General features: G+C 75.3%; 15 protein-coding genes and 1 pseudogene. 11 read left to right on the forward strand and 5 right to left on the reverse strand.

The window, feature by feature from the left end; genetic code table 11:
• From ABTY61_RS36760 to ABTY61_RS36770, 3 genes are all read right to left on the reverse strand, one after another.
• Positions 1-363 (reverse strand): glycine-rich domain-containing protein (locus ABTY61_RS36760; RefSeq protein ID WP_502895493.1); only part of this gene is annotated, 363 nt, incomplete at its 3' end.
• A 305-nt stretch (positions 364-668) separates the two neighbouring features.
• Positions 669-1,355 carry a CBS domain-containing protein gene (locus tag ABTY61_RS36765; RefSeq protein ID WP_350509534.1) on the reverse strand — a complete coding sequence of 229 codons (687 nt, stop codon included), beginning with the start codon at positions 1,353-1,355 and terminating at the stop codon, positions 669-671.
• Positions 1,356-1,361: 6 nt separating this feature from the next.
• A complete protein-coding gene (locus ABTY61_RS36770; protein WP_350509535.1) occupies positions 1,362-4,088 on the reverse strand; it encodes a bifunctional acetate--CoA ligase family protein/GNAT family N-acetyltransferase in 2,727 nt (908 codons plus the stop codon).
• A 198-nt stretch (positions 4,089-4,286) separates the two neighbouring features.
• Between ABTY61_RS36770 and ABTY61_RS36775 the strand changes: the two genes are divergently transcribed.
• Positions 4,287-6,695, forward strand: a complete 2,409-nt coding sequence (locus ABTY61_RS36775) for a glycoside hydrolase family 65 protein (RefSeq protein WP_350509536.1) — start codon at positions 4,287-4,289, stop codon at positions 6,693-6,695.
• Positions 6,696-6,776: 81 nt separating this feature from the next.
• Here the strand turns inward: ABTY61_RS36775 and ABTY61_RS36780 are convergent, their stop codons facing one another.
• Complete coding sequence (locus ABTY61_RS36780; RefSeq protein WP_350509537.1) at positions 6,777-7,394, reverse strand: Rv1733c family protein; 618 nt, start codon at positions 7,392-7,394, stop codon at positions 6,777-6,779.
• 281 nt (positions 7,395-7,675) lie between these two features.
• Here ABTY61_RS36780 and ABTY61_RS36785 point away from each other — a divergent pair, with 281 nt between their 5' ends.
• The 10 genes and pseudogenes from ABTY61_RS36785 to ABTY61_RS36825 all read left to right on the forward strand — a co-directional run bounded on the left by ABTY61_RS36785 (position 7,676) and on the right by ABTY61_RS36825 (position 15,331).
• On the forward strand, positions 7,676-7,909 hold the full coding sequence (locus ABTY61_RS36785) for a DUF1918 domain-containing protein (protein ID WP_350509538.1): 234 nt from the start codon (positions 7,676-7,678) through the stop codon (positions 7,907-7,909).
• A gap of 86 nt (positions 7,910-7,995) precedes the next feature.
• Positions 7,996-8,415: a hypothetical protein gene (locus ABTY61_RS36790; RefSeq protein WP_350509571.1), complete on the forward strand. Its 420-nt coding sequence runs from the start codon at positions 7,996-7,998 to the stop codon at positions 8,413-8,415.
• A complete protein-coding gene (locus ABTY61_RS36795; protein ID WP_350509539.1) occupies positions 8,354-9,232 on the forward strand; it encodes a universal stress protein in 879 nt (292 codons plus the stop codon). The genes ABTY61_RS36790 and ABTY61_RS36795 overlap by 62 nt, the downstream gene beginning before the upstream one ends.
• A 90-nt stretch (positions 9,233-9,322) precedes the next feature.
• Complete coding sequence (locus tag ABTY61_RS36800) at positions 9,323-9,856, forward strand: flavodoxin family protein (RefSeq protein WP_350509540.1); 534 nt, start codon at positions 9,323-9,325, stop codon at positions 9,854-9,856.
• 240 nt (positions 9,857-10,096) lie between these two features.
• Positions 10,097-10,705, forward strand: a complete 609-nt coding sequence (locus ABTY61_RS36805; RefSeq protein ID WP_350509541.1) for a hypothetical protein — start codon at positions 10,097-10,099, stop codon at positions 10,703-10,705.
• A gap of 22 nt (positions 10,706-10,727) precedes the next feature.
• Positions 10,728-10,847: pseudogene (locus ABTY61_RS42085) on the forward strand (hydantoinase B/oxoprolinase family protein); the annotation flags it as partial.
• Positions 10,848-10,918: 71 nt separating this feature from the next.
• Positions 10,919-12,187, forward strand: coding sequence for an APC family permease (locus ABTY61_RS36810; RefSeq protein ID WP_350509542.1), 1,269 nt, complete (start codon positions 10,919-10,921; stop codon positions 12,185-12,187).
• A gap of 198 nt (positions 12,188-12,385) precedes the next feature.
• The gene (gene ppsA / locus ABTY61_RS36815) at positions 12,386-14,749 is read left to right on the forward strand and encodes a phosphoenolpyruvate synthase (protein WP_350509543.1); all 2,364 of its coding nucleotides are present in this window, start codon (positions 12,386-12,388) and stop codon (positions 14,747-14,749) included.
• Between the two features lie 94 nt (positions 14,750-14,843).
• Positions 14,844-15,014 carry an Hsp20/alpha crystallin family protein gene (locus ABTY61_RS36820; RefSeq protein ID WP_350509544.1) on the forward strand — a complete coding sequence of 57 codons (171 nt, stop codon included), beginning with the start codon at positions 14,844-14,846 and terminating at the stop codon, positions 15,012-15,014.
• Positions 15,011-15,331 carry a dsRBD fold-containing protein gene (locus ABTY61_RS36825; protein WP_350509545.1) on the forward strand — a complete coding sequence of 107 codons (321 nt, stop codon included), beginning with the start codon at positions 15,011-15,013 and terminating at the stop codon, positions 15,329-15,331. The genes ABTY61_RS36820 and ABTY61_RS36825 overlap by 4 nt, the downstream gene beginning before the upstream one ends.
• A gap of 182 nt (positions 15,332-15,513) precedes the next feature.
• Here ABTY61_RS36825 and pflA read toward each other — a convergent pair whose 3' ends face one another.
• Positions 15,514-16,314, reverse strand: a complete 801-nt coding sequence (gene pflA, locus ABTY61_RS36830) for a pyruvate formate-lyase-activating protein (RefSeq protein WP_350509546.1) — start codon at positions 16,312-16,314, stop codon at positions 15,514-15,516.
• Positions 16,315-16,320 lie beyond the last annotated feature (6 nt).

The raw sequence follows: 16,320 nt of genomic DNA on the forward strand, positions 1-16,320 counted from the left end.
GCCGGCCCCCCCCCCGCCATCGCCGCCGGCGCCGCCGCCTCCCCCGCCCCCGGCGGCCGAGACGGCCAGACCCGGAGCGATGACGGAGGCCGCCTGGCCGCCGCCCGCGGGACTCAGCACCTGGGAGCCCTCGAGCAGCCCGCCGCCCGCACCCCCCTCGGGCACGGTCACCGCCACCACCGTGCCGGCCGACAGGCCGGTGACCGTGCAGGCGATCGCGGCGCCGGCACCGCCCCCGGCGCCCGGCAAGCCGCCTCCCCCGCCGCCCCCGCCGATGACGGTGAACCGCACCTCCAGCGCGTCCTGCGGGACCGTGTACGTGTAGGCACCGGCGGTCGCGCAGGCCGCCGTACCGTTCTGCACCGGACACCCGGCAGCAGCAGCCGCGCCGACCGCCCCGACAGCACCCGCCGCCGCCGACGGAACCACCGCGCCCAGCAGTCGGCAGCCTCGCCCTCTGCCCCTCTTCAGCATCCCTCTTCCCCGCATACCGCCTCAGCCTCCCGTACCTCTCGTCGCGGATGGGAGTTCCACGACCCCGCCATCCATCACGGAGAGTATTAGTACGAGTACTCACGGTTCGCAAAAGGGGACCGGCGGCCGACGGCACGCCGAACGCCCGGCCGGGGCGCCGGGCAGCTCACCTCGGGGCCACCGCGTCCGCGCCGTCAGCGTCCGGGCGCCGCATCGATGTCGTCCTGGTCCCAGGTGAGGTGGTCGGCGAGCCCGTTGAGGCCGTCGACGCGGGCGAGTTGGAGGATCAGGGCGGCGGCGTCGCCGCGGGTGCGGGTGCGGCCGGTGACCGCGAGCAGGCCTCGTTCGCAGCGGACGTGCAGGGAGCCGGGGGCGACGCCGCTGCCGGGGGTGAGGGCGAGGGCGAGGGCCTCGTCGCGGACGGCCTCGTCCTCGCGGCGCAGTGCGTCGAGCAGGTCGTGGGTGGAGAGCAGGCCGGTGAGCCGGCCGTCGGCATCCACCACGGGCAGGTGGTGGAGGGAGTGTTCGGCGACCAGGGCGGCCGCCTCGGTGACGCTGGTGTCCTCGGTGACGGTGACCGCCGGGGTGGCCATGAGGTCGCGGGCGGGCAGTTCCTGGCCCGGGTCTTCCTCGGTGTAGGCGGCGAGCAGGTCGGAGGCGGCGACCACCCCGGTGACGATGCCGTCGTCGGACACCACGGGCACGATGCCCTGCCGGGAGGCGCTCAGCACCGCGGCGACGGTCGCGAAGTCGGTGCCGGGGGTGACGGCGACGCCGGGCCGGCTCATGCAGTCGCGGACCGGCGTGCGGCCGGGTGGCCGTACCGGCTCGGAGGCCGGGAAGGTGTCGGCCGCCGTACCGTCGAGGATGCTGTGTTTCATGGCGGTTCACTCCGCTTCGGCGGCCGCCGGACGCCGCAGTCGTCGCAGGTAGGGGTCGAAGGACGGCCGGCGTTCGAGGCGGACCCGGGCGTCCACGCAGAGCGCGCCGTCGGGGCGGGCGATGACGGGATTGAGGTCGGCCTCGACGAGTTCGGGGAAGTCGTCGGCCAGCCGGGACAGCCGGGCGAGGACGGACCGTACCGCGGCGAGGTCGACCGGAGGGGCCCCTCCGTTGCCCACCAGCAGTGGCGCGCTGCGCAGTTCGGCGACCATGGCGGTCAGGTCCAGCTCGCTCAGCGGGGCGAGCCGGGCCACCCGGTCGGCCAGCACGTCGGCGGCGGTGCCGCCCAGGCCGAGGACGATCAGCGGGCCGAAGACCTGGTCCTGGACGACGCCCGCGAGCAGCTCGACGCCGGGCGCGGCCATCGGCTGGACCACCGCCCCAGCCAGCTCGCCCCCGAACCGACGGGTGAACTCCCGGTAGGCGGAGCGCACTTCGGCATCGCTACCCAGGCCGGTGCGGACCGCCCCGGAGACGCTCTTGTGCACCTGCCCGGGCCAGTACGCCTTGAGCGCGACCTTCCCCTCGTGCCCGAGCCGGCGCAGACCGCTCGCGGCGACGGACGCCGTGTGCTCGTCGCGGGCCCAGACGGTCGTGGTGAGCGGCAGCCCGTACGCCTCCAGCAGGTCGGCGGTGGACAGCGGGTCGAGCCAGCCGCCCTCCGGGTGGGCGGTGAGGTGGCCGTCGACCAGGCTGCGGGCGGCGCGCCGGTCGCAGTCCGGGGCGTCGGCCGGGGGCGAGAACGGCTCCGCGAGCCGACGGGCGCGGTCCCGGGCATGGGCGAGGGCACGGGCGGCGGAGAGGCCGTCGGAGTACGTGGGCAGCATGCCGCCGTCGGCGCAGCCGCGGTAGCGGACGGGCACCTGCTGGTCGAGCAGGACGGCCGCGATCGGGACCCGGCGCCGGGCCGGACCCTCCAGCAGGGCGCGCACCGGATCCTGCCCGGGGCTCTCGCACAGCGCCGTCGGCGCGATGCACACCAGGATCGCGTCGACGGCCTCCTCACGCTCCAACGCACGGAGGAACAGCGCGAGTTCGGTCGGACCCACCGCCGCCGTCGTGTCCACCGGGTTATGGACGGAGGCGCCGGGCGGGAGCAGGTCCGCGAGCCGGGCCGGGAGTTCCGGCAGGATCAGCCCCGCCTCGGCGCAGGCGTCGGCGGCCAGGATGCCGATGCCGCCGGCGTTGGACACCACGGCCACCGCGCCGCGCGGATCGGGCAGCGGCTGGGCGTGCAGGAGGGCCGCCACCTCGACGAGTTCCTCGATGCTGCGGGTCGCGGTGATCCCGGCCTGGCGGAACAGCGCCTCCCGGGTGACGGTGGGGGTGGCGGCTGCCGCCGTGTGCGAGGCGGCGCCCCGGCGGCCGGCCGCGGAGCGCCCGGCGTCCACGGTCAGCACCGGGATCGTCCGGGTGACCCGCCGGGCGGTGCGGGCGAAGGCGCGCGGACTGCCGAAGGACTCCAGGTGGAGCAGTGCGAGGTCGGTCCTACCGTCCGCCTCCCACCACTGCAACAGGTCGTTGCCGCTGACGTCGTACTTGTCGCCGAGCGATACGAAACTCGACACCCCGATACCCAGCCAGGCCAACCGCTGGAGCAGCGCGATCCCCACCCCGCCGCTCTGCACCGCCACCCCGGCGGTGCCCGGCCGGGGGAAGGCCCCGCCGAACTCGGCGTCCAACCGGACGGCGGGGTCGGTCTGGGCCATGCCGAGGCTGTTCGGCCCGACCAGGCGCATGCTGTGCCGGCGGCAGGCGCGCATCAGCCCGCGAGCCTGCTCCGGCCCGAGGCCGGAGGTGAGCACCACCAGTGCCCGGACCCCGGCAGCACCGCACTCCTCGGCCACCGCGGGGACGGCTCCCGCGGGCACGGCCAGCACCGCGAGGTCGGGCACGGCGGGCAGCGCGCGGACGGACGGGTACGCGGCCCGGCCGTCGATCTCCCGGGTGTGCGGGTTGACCGCCCAGGCCTCCCCCGCGAAGCCGCCCCGCCGGATCTTCCCGAGGACGGTCCGGCCGACCGAACCCGCCCGCCGGGACGCCCCGATCACCGCCACCGACGCCGGACGCAGCAGCGCCGCCAGGCTCGCGACATCGGCGCGGCGGCCGCGCTCGTCCACGGCGGAGCGGTAGCGCTCACCGCCCTCTTCGTCCAGCGGCACCCGGACCCTGACCTCCCCCTGGGCGTACCGGCGCTCGACCGGCAGCCCGAGGTCGGCGAAGACCCGGTGGACGGCCCGGTTGCCGAACAGGGTGTCGGCCTCGAAGAAGCGGATGCCCGCGGCCCGGGCGGTGTGCACCAGATGTTCCAGCAGCAGGGTGGCCGCGCCCCGGCCGTGCCAGCGGTCGGCCACCGCGAGGGCCAGCTCGGCAGTCTCCGGGGGCCCGTCCAGCAGCTCGCAGTCCGCCTCCCCGATCAGCTCCTCCCCCACCCAGGCGCCGAGTGCCAGCAGGCCCGCCCGGGGCGGCCCGCACAGCCGGTCGGCGGCCCGCGCGGGCGCGTTGCGGCTCACCCCGAAGAACCGCATCCGGCGGCTCTCCTCGGACATCCCCTCGGCGTGCAGGTCCAGCACCGCCTTGTGGTCGCCCGGACCGAGCGGGCGGAGTTCGACGGTGGTGCCGTCGGCCAGCAGGGCCTCCGCGGTGCTCCGCGACGGATGGACGGTGGACATGGCGCCTCCTCGGCCGTCGCCGTTCTACCCCTCCAGACTCCGCCTCCAACGCCGCACGCCACGAGGGCCGACCGGCCCCGCCCGGCACGCCGAGCGGCCCGGCCCGGACCGACGCGGCGGCGACCGACCCGACGGCGAGCAGCCCGGCGGCACCGTGCGCAGACTGGAGGAAGGCCAGTCGGCACGGGAGGTCACCTCGTGGCACCAGACCCGCCGGCGGGGTACCCCGACATGCCGGACCCGTGGACGCTCCGCTACCAGGGCTTCGACCCCGGCGAGGAGGGGCTGCGCGAGGCGCTGTGCGCCGTCGGCAACGGCTACCTGGTCAGCCGGGGCGCCGCGCCGGAGTCCGTCGCGGACGGCGTCCACTACCCGGGGACGTACCTGGCCGGCTGCTACGACCGGGCGGGGTCGACCGTCGCCGGTCGGACCGTCTCCAACGAGGACCTGGTCAACGGCCCGAACTGGCTGCCGCTGACCTTCCGCCCGGTCGGCGGCACCTGGTTCACCGGGCCCCCGGCCGAACAGACCCTGGAACTGGACCTGCGCCGGGGCGTGCTGACCCGACGGGCACTGGTGGTGGACGCGCTGGGCCGGCGGACCGCACTGGTGCAGCGCCGCCTCGCCAGCCAGGCGCAGCCGCACCTGCTCACGCTGGAGAGCACCTTCACGCCGGAGAACTGGTCCGGGCCGCTGGAGGTCCGCTCCGGCCTGGACGGGGATGTCGCCAACACCGGTGTCCGCCGCTACCGGGGGCTGACCGAGCGCCACCTCACCCCGGTCGGTCAGGGGGTCGACGACGTCGGGCTGCTCTGGCTGGAGAGCGAGGCGATCGGCTCACCGCTGCGGATCGCCCTGTGCGCCCGGACGAGTGCGGACCGGATGCGTGCGGACCGGGTACGAGTGACCACCGAGTGCCGCGCGGGGTGGGCGGCCCACCTCCTCACCCTGGACGCCGTGCGGGGCGAGCCCGTCACCGTGACGAAGACGGTCGCGGTGCACACCTCCCGCGACCGGGCGATCGAGACGCCGCTGCGCGCCTCCCGCCAACTCGCCGCCGAGGCGGGGACCTTCGCCCAGCTGCTCGCCCAACACTCTTTGCGCTGGGCGGAGTTGTGGCGCCGTTGCCGGATCGAAGCCGACTTCGACGGCGTCGGCCCGCTGCACCTGAACCTGTTCCACCTGCTCCAGACCCACTCGGAGCACTCCGTCGACCTGGACGTCGGCATCCCGGCCCGCGGCCTGCACGGTGAGGCGTACCGGGGCCACGTGTTCTGGGACGAGCTGTTCGTGCTGCGGCTGCTCAACCTGCGCTTCCCCGAACTGGCCCGCGCCGTGCTCCGCTACCGCCACCGCCGCCTGGACGCCGCCCGGCGGGAGGCCCACTCGCTCGGGCTGCGCGGGGCGGCGTACCCGTGGCAGAGCGCCGCCGACGGCCGGGAGGAGTCGCAACAACTGCACCTCAACCCGCTCTCCGGCCGCTGGCTGCCCGACCACAGCCACCTCCAGCGGCACGTCGGCTCGGCCGTCGCGTACAACATCTGGCAGTACTACCAGTCCACCGGGGACCGGGACTTCCTCGCCACGGCCGGCGCCGAGATGCTGCTGGAGATCGCCCGGTTCTGGTCCTCGGCCGCCGTGCACGACCCGGCCCGGGGGCACTGGTCGATCCGCGGCGTACTGGGCCCCGACGAGTACCACGACGCCTACCCGTGGGCGGACCGGCCGGGCCTGGACGACAACGCGTACACCAACGTGCTGGCCTCCTGGGTGCTCGCCCGGGCCCAGGACGCCCTGGACGTCCTGCCCGGCCACCGGCGCGACGAGCTGCGCGAACGCCTCGCCTTGGACGACCGGGAACTGGACCGCTGGCAGGACGTCGGCCGCCACCTCCACGTCCCCTTCCACCAGGGCGTGTTGAGCCAGTTCGACGGCTACGAGCGGCTCGCCGAACTCGACTGGGAGGGCTACCGGCGCCGCTACCCCGACCTGCGCCGGCTCGACCGGATCCTGGAGGCCGAGGGCGACACCGTCAACCGCTACCAGGTCTCCAAGCAGGCCGACGCGCTGATGCTCTGGTTCCTGTTCTCCGCCCGTGAGGTCCGCGACCTGCTGCGCCGCCTCGGCCACCCGGCCGGGCACGAGCTGCTGCGCCGCACGACCCACTACTACCTGCGGCGCACCGTTCACGGCTCGACGCTCAGTTCGGTGGTGCACGCCTGGGTGCTCACCCGCTCCGACCGCCGCGCCTCCTGGCACCACTTCCGCGACGCCCTGGTCGCGGACCTGCGGGACAGCCAGCACGGGACCACGGCCGAGGGCGTCCATCTGGGCGCCATGGCGGGCGCGGTCGACCTGCTGCAACGCTGCTACACCGGACTGGAGGTCCGCGAGGACGCCCTCTGGCTCGATCCCCGTCTGCCGTCCGCCCTCGGCCGGCTGGAGCTGGACCTGCGCTACCGGGGGCACTGGGGCCTGACGATCGCCGTCGACCGCCGGACCGTCACGGTGAGCCTGCGCGAGGACCGCCAGGAACCGGTCCGGATCCGGGTGCGCGGCGCGGAGGCGACCGTCCGACCCGGCGGGACCCGGCGCTTCCACCTCTGACGCCCACGGCAGCGGTGTCGGGCTCTGGCCACTGAACCGGCCGGGCACCGGCCCACCGCGCGCCCCGCGCCCCGCGCGTCGTCACCGACGCCCGGACCAGCGCGGCTCCACCAGCTCCCAGGCGGCCTCCCAACCCTTCTCCGCCCGCCGGTCCAGCGCGCGGCGGCGCAACGCGAAGGCGCCCTGCGCGCCGAAACCGAGCACGGTCACCGTGCCGCAGCCGACCAGGACGGCGTCCATGGCGATCAGATCGGCCGGTTTGGGCCCGGCGACGGGGTTTCCGGCGTCGTTCAGGCCGACCGGAACGGTCGTCCCGGCGGGGGTGCCGTCCGGCACGGGCACTCTCCCGGCACCTGGCCCGACGGGGTACGTCCAGCGGGCCGGGGCGTACTCCCGCAGACCGCCGGTACGCGAACCGCCCGACAGCGCCGCACCCGTGGTGACGGCGGTGACGACATGCTGGTGCCGCGCGGTCTGCTGCGCGGTGTGCGTCTCCGCACGGTAGACCAGCAGGGCGGCGACCGCAGCCACGACCAGCGTGGCCAGCATCGCCACCGCCAGCCCGGCCACCAGACGGCTGTACGCCTGGTCGAGCGGGCGGCAGAGGGGGCTGAGGTCCCGTCCGGTCGCCCGGCGGACGTGGCGGCGCAGGGACGTGTGCGAGGACGGGTGGCTGGGGGTGGTGGTTGCGGCGGACATCTCGCGCCTCCTCGTACCGGGGTGGCAGGTGCTCCCGTCCCTCAGTCTTCCGATCCGCCCCCGCTCGCCCGAGGGCCTGACGGCCCCGCCCCCGGGCCCCGACGGTCCACTCGTTCCGGACCGCTGGTCCCGGCCCGGCCTCGCCACCGGGCGGTGGCCGGGGCAACCGGGCCCGGAACCCGGGACCGTCCGGCCCCTGTCGGATCCGGCCCGCGGTGGTGCCATGGGAGTACGGACGGCCGGGGCGCGCCCCGGCCCGGTACCGACCCAGGGAGGACGGCATGGAAGCCGCCGTGGGAGACCGCATCATCGTCCAGGGCACCCGGCCCGGCGCGGCCCGGCGGGACGGCGAGATCATCGGCCTGCACCACCCGGACGGCAGCCCGCCGTACGACGTGCGCTGGTCCGACGACGGTCGGGTGACCGAGTACTTCCCCGGCCCGGACGCCCGGATCCACCACTACCGGCACGCGGACGAGACAGCCCCCTCCCAACCGCACCTGTTCGCGGACTGACGGGCCCGAGGCCATGACCGTCGCCGCCGACGCCCCGGAGCGCGGGCGGCGTCGCCATGGGCGCGGAACCGCTCTCACCCGGTGCGATGGCCCGCCCCCCGCGACCGCCGCACCAGCACATCCTGGGCGCCGGGGTCTGGCAGCGGGTACTGCTGCTCGGCGTCGTCGTCGCGGCCGCGTCGCTCGGCGCGGCTCTGGGCCCACGGCGGCGAACACCCCTGGCAGAGCGTCCTGTTCCGGTTCGCCACGGCCCGGCTCCGCAAGCAAGGGATCTGATGCGGCGCGCGAGGCCGAGGGCCCGCCGGGCCGACACCGGCGACCGGTCGGGCGGCGCCAGGTGGGGTACGCCGGGCTCCGGCCCTGGGCCGGTCGGCCCTCGTGGCCGGCGCCGGGCCCGCCTAGCGTGGGAACAGGATCCGGTCGCAGCAGGACCGAGGAGGAGCCATGACATCCGCAAGCCCCCAGGACGGACTCCGATCCGTCGTCCTCGGCGTCGACGCCCGTGACACCGGCAGCATGACCGCGGCCTGGGCCGCCGACGAGGCAGCCCGGCGCGGCCTGCCGCTACGGCTGGTGCACGCCGTCCCGTCGGTGTACCGCGAGTTCCGCCCCTTCGACCAGGGCCGCTACCACAAGGCCCTGGTCGAGCGCGCCGAACAGGCACTGGACCGGGCCGCCGCCGTGGCCTGGGCCCGCCATCCCGCTCTGGCGCTGACGACGGACGTCAGTGAGGACCTCCCTGCCCCGGCCCTGTGCCGGGAGTCCCGCGAGGCCGCGCTGGTGGTCCTGGGCTCCCGACGGCTGAGCCGCACGGCGGAGGCGCTGAGTGCCTACTCGGTGGCCGTTCCGGTGAGCGCCCAGTCCCACTGCCCGGTGGCCGTCGTCCGCGGTCCGGAGCACACCACCCAGGACCCGCCCTACCTCGTGCTCGACGTGGACGGCAGCCCCTCCTCGGACCCCGCCGTCGACTTCGCCTTCGACCTCGCGGACGAGCGGCGGGCGGCCCTGCGCATCCTGTGGGTCTGGCACCGCCCACCGGTCGGCAACCTCGACGAACACGCCACCGTGCAGCTCCTCCGGCGGCTGCTCTTCGAATCCACGGCCGGCCGGCAGGAGCGCCACCCCGATGTGGCGGTCACCCACGAGCTGGTGCACGGCCACCCGGTCGAGGAACTCGGCATCGCCTCCGAGCACGCCCTCGCCGTGGTCGTCGGCCGCCGCGGCAACGGCGGCTTCACCGGTATGCGCCTCGGCTCCGTCCCGCACGGCCTGCTGCACCGCGCCGACTGCCCGGTCATCACGGTGCCCGCCGCCCCGGACTGAGCCCACATGTACGACGGCCCGATCCGGGCCGGACGGCCCGCGCCCGGACGCTGCTCCGGAGCGGCCCGGGAATGACGAAAGGTGGAGACCATGCACACCGTGATCGTGTACGAGAGCATGTACGGCAACACCCGGGAGATCGCCGAGGCGATCGCCGAGGGCGTCCACCAGGCCGACCCCGGGGCGGCCGTGGACTGCCTCCCGGTGGCCGAGGCGGACGCGGAGACCACCCGCTCCGCGGACCTGCTGGTGGTCGGCGGGCCCACCCACATGCACGGCATGTCCTCCGGGCTCAGCCGGCGGATGGCCGTGGCCGCCGAGGCCCACAAGGAGGACCGTGAGGCGGCCACCGCCGAGGCACGGGAGACGGCCGAGGGACCGGGTCTGCGGGCCTGGTTCCGCGACCTGCCACAGCCCGAGTCGGGCACCTACGCCGCCGCATTCGACACCCGGGTCGACATGCCCCGGGCCGGCGGAGCCGCCAACGGCATCGCCCACCGGCTCTCCGGCCACCACTACGACGTGGTGGCCGAACCCGAGGGCTTCATCGTGGAGGACAACGACGGCCCGCTGCGGGCCGGCGAGCTCGACCGCGCCCGCGCCTGGGGCGCGGGGCTGGTCTGACCGCGGCCGGAAGGCCGCCGTCACCGATCGGCCGGCGGGAACCGGACCGGGAGCCCGGTTCGTCGCACGGCAGCGGCGGGCGCACCACAGCGCCCGCTGTGAGCCTTTCGGCATGACGTCCCGCCCCCGGGCATACCCGGCCGCGAACCGTTCGGCAGCCCCCTGGAGCCGCCGCGACCGTGACGGCCCGCGGCGACGGGGAGACACTGGTCGAGGGGCCGGAGGACGGGAGTACAGGCGATGGCTGACGGCGCAGGCGGCGGGTACCGCGCCCTGGTCGGAGAGCTGGCGGGCTTGGTGCGGCTGGCCCACGCGGCGCTCTGCGGTGCGACGGCCGCACTGACCGGACCGGCGGGCGGCGACGGCGTCCCGGCCGCCGAGAGGGCCCTTGCCGAACTGCGGTCCCGGATCGAGGAGGACGCCGCCGACACCCTCGGCGGCCGCGCCGGGGTCGTGCTGGGCGTCCACGTCGGGTGCGAGGCCGAGGCCCTCGGACAGCTGGCGCAGCGGCTGCTGGAGGCGGCCTGGGCGCGCCGGCTGCGGGATCCGTTCGACGAGCCGCTACTGGCCCCGCTGCGCGCAGTCGCCGACTCGGCCCTGGACTCGGTCTCCCGAGCGGCCGACGTGCTGGAGTCCGGGGCGCCCGGGAGCGTCGCGGACGTGCTCACCGAGTCGCACGACATCGGTCAGCGGCAACGGCTGCTGTACGAACTCCTGCTGCGCACGGAGGAGGCGGACCCGGTCGACGCCGCCGACCTGGTGCGCCTGTCCTGCTACTACCGGCAGTGTGCCGAGCACGCGGGGGCGATCGCCCGGTACGCGGGGCTGTTCGCGCACACCGCGGCATGAGGCGCTACGGCAGCCCGGGGGCGCCCTCTTCGGCCCGGACGGCAACCTCGTCGCCGACGCCCCGCAGGTCCAGGTCCACCTCGGCTCGATGGGAACCACCGTCCGGGAGCTGATCCGCCACCGCGGCCGGCAGCTGCGCCCCACCTGAACGACGGCGCTCTCCGTCCAGTAGGGTGCGCGCCGACACCGAAGACCGTCGGAAGGCACGGATCCATGAGTTCAACGGCACCGGCGGCCGGCCCCGAGGAACTGCGGCGGCACCTGGGCGTGTTCGACGCGGTGATGATCGGGCTGGGGTCGATGATCGGCGCCGGGATCTTCGCCGCGCTCGCTCCCGCGGCGGCGGCGGCCGGCTCCGGGCTGCTGCTCGGCCTGGCGCTGGCGGCCGTGGTCGCGTACTGCAACGCCACCTCATCCGCGCGCCTGGCCGCCCGCTACCCGCAGTCCGGCGGGACGTACGTGTACGGGCGCGAGCGGCTCGGGGAGTTCTGGGGCTACCTGGCCGGGTGGGGGTTCGTGGTCGGCAAGACCGCGTCGTGCGGAGCGATGGCGCTCACGGTCGGGTCGTACCTGTGGCCCGGTCAGGCGCACGCGGTGGCGGTCGCGGCGGTCGTGGCCCTGACGGCGGTGAACTGCGTCGGCGTGCAGAAGGCCGCCTGGCTGACGCGGGTGATCGTCGCCGTCGTCCTGTCCGTGCTCGCCGCCGTGGTCACCGCCTGCTTCAGCGGCTCCGGCGCCGACACCGGCCACTGGGCCGTCGGAGCGGACGCCGGCTTCCACGGGGTGCTCCAGGCGGCGGGGTTCCTGTTCTTCGCGTTCGCCGGGTACGCGCGCATCGCCACCCTCGGTGAGGAGGTCCGCGACCCGCGCCGGACCATCCCCCGTGCGATCCCGCTCGCGCTGGGCATCACGCTGGTGGTCTACGCGGTGGTCGCGCTCGCCGTCCTGGCCGTCCTCGGCCCCGAGGGTCTGGCCCGCACCAGCACGCCGCTGACGGAGGCGGTCCGGGCTGCCGGGGTGCCCGGCCTGGCCCCGGTGGTGCGCGTCGGCGCCGCGGTGGCGGCCCTCGGCTCCCTGCTCGCGCTGATCCTCGGCGTCTCGCGCACCGTCCTGGCGATGGCCCGCGACCGGCACCTGCCCCACCGGCTCGCCGCCGTCCACCCCCGCTTCGCCGTCCCGCACCGCGCCGAACTCACCGTCGGCGCCGTCGTCGCCGTCCTCGCCTCCGTCGCGGACCTGCGCGGGGTGATCGGCTTCTCCTCCTTCGGCGTGCTCGCCTACTACGCCGTCGCCAACGCCTCGGCCTGGACCCTCACCCCCGCCGAGGGCCGCCCGCCGCGGGTGCTTCCGGCGCTCGGGCTGGCCGGGTGCGCGGTGCTGGCCTTCGCCCTCCCCGGGGCCTCGGTGCTGTGGGGCGCCGCAGTGCTCGCCCTCGGCGCCGCCGCCCACGGCGTGCGCGCGGGCCTGGCCCACCGCGCCTGACGTCCTGCGGCGCGGCACCGGTCTGACCCGGTTCCCTCCGGGGAGGGCCGATCGGCCCTCCCGCCACGACCGGTCGGACCTGCTTCGGGAGGCCTGCGCCCCTGGGCCCGTCGGCCCGGCCGGGCGGACAGTGGCAGGGACGGGGCCCCGACGCGCACGGCGCCGGGGGTCATCCTGCCAGCGCGCCCGGAGGCAGTCATGCGCCGTGTCATCCACTTCCGCGATCTCGGCCGGGAGGACGTCGCCGTGGTCGGCGGCAAGAACGCCTCGCTGGGCGAGCTGATCAACGGCCTGAGCCCGGCCGGGGTCCGGGTGCCCGACGGCTTCGCCACCACCGCGGACGCCTACCGTGAGCTGCTCGACACCGGCGGCCTGCGCGAGCGGATCGCCGAGCAGATCGACCGGCGGCACGGCGGCGCCCCACTGCCCGAGGTCGGCGCCGCGATCCGGTCCGCCGTCCTGGCCACTCCGCTTCCCACCCCGCTCACCCGGGACGTCCTGGCAGCGTACGAGCACCTCGCCCGCGAGGCCGGGCGCCAGGACCCCGATGTCGCGGTGCGCAGCAGCGCCACCGCGGAGGACCTGCCGGAGGCCAGCTTCGCGGGCCAGCAGGAGACGTTCCTGAACGTCCGGGGCGCCGCCGCCCTGCTGGACGCCTGTCGGCGCTGCTATGCCTCGCTGTTCACCGACCGGGCCATCGACTACCGCGAGCGGATGGGCTTCGACCACCTCTCGCTGGCCCTGTCGGTCGGCGTTCAGTCGATGGTGCGGTCCGATCTCGCGGGCGCGGGGGTGGTGTTCACGCTGGACCCCGAGACCGGCTTCCCGGGTGTGGTGGTGATCAGCGCCGCCTGGGGGCTGGGCGAGACGGTGGTGAGCGGCCAGGTCGACCCTGACGAGTACACCGTGTTCAAGCCGGTGCTCAAGGACCACCACCTGGACCCGGTGGTGCAGGCGCAGCCGGGCGCGAAACGCCGGAAGGCGGTGTACGGCGCGGACGGCTCCACCACGACCGTGGACACCGACGGGGACGAGCGGTCCCGCCCGGTACTCGGCCGGGGAGACGTCCGCACCCTCGCCGAGTGGGCGGTCGCGGTCGAGGAGCACTACGGCTGCCCGATGGACCTGGAGTGGGCCAAGGACGGTATCAGCGGGCTGCTGTTCCTCGTCCAGGCTCGGCCGGAGACCGTGCAGTCGCGGCGTCGGGGCGAGGTGCTGCGCCGGTTCCGGCTGACCGGTACGGGCGAACGCCTGGTGGACGGCATCGCGGTGGGCGAGGCGGTCGGCGCCGGGCCGGTGTGCGCGCTGGCCGAGCCGGTCGGGCTGGAGCGCTTCCCGCAGGGGGCCGTGCTGGTCACGGAGATCACCGATCCGGACTGGGAGCCGCTGATGAAGCGGGCCGCCGCCATCGTCACCGACCACGGCGGACGCACGTCGCATGCCGCGATCGTCAGCCGGGAGCTGGGCGTGCCGGCAGTGGTCGGCACCGGGTCGGCGACCGCCGTGCTCGCCGACGGGCGGGAGGTCACGGTCTCCTGTGCCGAGGGCGCGGAGGGCCACGTGTACGCGGGCCGGGTCGCCTACGAGGCGACCGAGACCGACCTCGGCTCGATGCCTGCCACCCGGACCAAGGTCATGCTCAACCTGGCCGACCCCGGCGCCGCGTTCCGCTGGTGGCGGCTGCCCGCCGACGGCGTGGGCCTGGCCCGGACCGAGTTCGTGGTCGCCCACCAGGTGCGCGTCCACCCGATGGCCCTGGTCCACCCCGAGCGGCTGTCCGCCGAGGACCGGCGGCTGGTGGACGAGCTGACCTGCGGCCACCCGGACCGCACCGACTACTTCGTGGACCGCCTGGCCCACGGTGTGGCCCGGATCGCCGCCTCTCGCTGGCCGGACCCGGTCGTGGTGCGTACCAGCGACTTCAAGACCAACGAGTACGCCCGGCTGGTCGGCGGCGCGCCCTTCGAACCGACCGAGGCGAACCCGATGATCGGCTGGCGCGGCGCGAGCCGCTACTACGACCCCGGCTACCGCGAGGGCTTCGCCCTGGAGTGCCGGGCGCTGCGCCAAGCCCGCGACGAGCTCGGGCTGACCAACGTCGTGGTGATGATCCCCTTCTGCCGCACCCCGCGGGAGGCCGACCGGGTGCTCGCCGTGATGGCCGACAACGGGCTCGCCCGGGGCTCGAACGGCCTGCGGGTGTATGTCATGGCGGAGATCCCGGCCAACATCCTGCTCGCCGAACAGTTCGCCGAACGCTTCGACGGTTTCTCCATCGGCAGCAACGACCTGACCCAGCTCACCCTCGGCGTCGACCGCGACTCCGGGCTGCTGGCGCACCTCTTCGACGAACGCGATCCTGCCGTCACCCGCAGCATCGAGTCACTGATCGCCACCGCCCACGCGGCCGGCCGGCACGTCGGTCTCTGCGGCCAACGCCCAAGCAACGACCCGGACTTCACACGTTTCCTGGTCGGGGCCGGGATCGACTCGATCTCCGTCACCCCGGACAGCTTCGCCGCCGTCAAGCACGCCGTGGCCGAGGCCGAGGCCGCTGTGTGAGCGGTGCCGCCCCCTTCCGGCCCTCGCCGATGGGGCCGAGCGGCCCTGCCGCGCAGCGCCCGACGGCGGTGTGATGGACACCGGAGGCGAGCTCATGGCCGCGCTACCCGGCGTCGACCCGGGCAAGAACATCACGATCGGCGTCGACGACGGCGTACCGACCGTCCAGGCCGAGCGCGGCGAGGAGAAGAAGGACAAGCAGCGCTCCGAGTTCCGCTACCCGGACACGCTCCGGGCCCGACCGACCCGAGGAGACCCGACATGACCGCGAACGCCCCGGCGACGATGCGCACCAAACAGTGGAAGCTGCGCCTCGACCTCTTCGAGGAGGGCGACGAGACCAAGGTCCACGCGGTTCTCGACACCGGCGACAACATCCTGGAAACCCGCACCACCGCCCACCGCAACCCCCACGACCCGGCGGTGCCCGAGATCGGCGACGAGTACGCCGCCGCCCGTGCCCTCATCGACCTCGGCCAACGGCTCCTTCGCGCCGGCCGCTCCGACTCGGTCGCCAACGCCCTCGGCATGGACGTCGACGCGTCCGTCCCGGCCACCGGCACGGTCACGGCCGGCGGCTGACCGGCGGCAACCGGCCCGCCCCGTGATCGAAGCGCAGGGCGGCCGCCGGAGCACCGGGCTGCGCCGCCGTCGGGCTCCCGGGCGGCGCGAGGTCATCGTTGCCGAGTCCCTCGACCGGACCGGCTTCCGGGGCGAGCAGCACTGCCGCCCGCCCCGGGCCGGGCGGACAGTCGAGTTCGGCTTCAGACGGCGTGCAGGCCGTGGGCCGCGAACACGGAACGGGCCCTCTCCACCTGGTCCGGAGTGGGTGCCGGGGTGTCCGCCGGCGTGTACTCCAGGCCGAGTGCGCGCCACTTCGGTGCGCCGAGCCGGTGGAAGGGCAGGACGTCGACCCGGGTGACGTTGCCCAGGGAGGCGGTGAAGGCGGCGACGCCCTCGATGTTCTCGGCGGCGTCGGTCAGCCCGGGTACCAGGACGAAGCGGACCCAGACGTCGGTGCCGAGCTCGGCCAGCCGCCGGGCGAACTCCAGAGTGGGGGCGAGGCGCCGCCCGGTCAGGTGGCGGTAGAGCTCCCGGTCCCAGGACTTGATGTCGAGGAGGACGAGGTCGGTGTCGGCGAGCAGTGCGTCGGTGGCCCGGACGCCCAGGAAGCCGGAGGTGTCCAGGGCGGTGTGCAGCCCGAGTTCGTGCTTGAAGCGGTGCAGCAACCCCCCGGCGAGGTAGGGCTGGAGCAGCGGTTCACCGCCGCTGACGGTGGCGCCGCCGCCGCAGGCCCCGATGAACTCCGCGCACTTGGCGGCTTCCCGGACGACGTCGTCGGCGGGGGCGGGCCGGCCGTCGCGCAGGTGCCAGGTGTCCGGGTTGTGGCAGTAGAGGCAGCGCAGCGGGCACCCGGAGAGGAACACCACGAAGCGCGTTCCGGGCCCGTCCACGCCGGTGGACAGGTCCCAGGAGTGGAGCAGCCCACCGTTCACCCGCCGGGCGGAGGGGGCCGGTGTCCCGGCCCGGTCGGCCGGGTGTGCGGGAGGGAGGGGCTGGGGCATTTCGGC

It is taken from the genome of Kitasatospora sp. NPDC096128 (genome assembly GCF_040303105.1).
In the GTDB taxonomy this organism is placed as follows: domain Bacteria; phylum Actinomycetota; class Actinomycetes; order Streptomycetales; family Streptomycetaceae; genus Kitasatospora.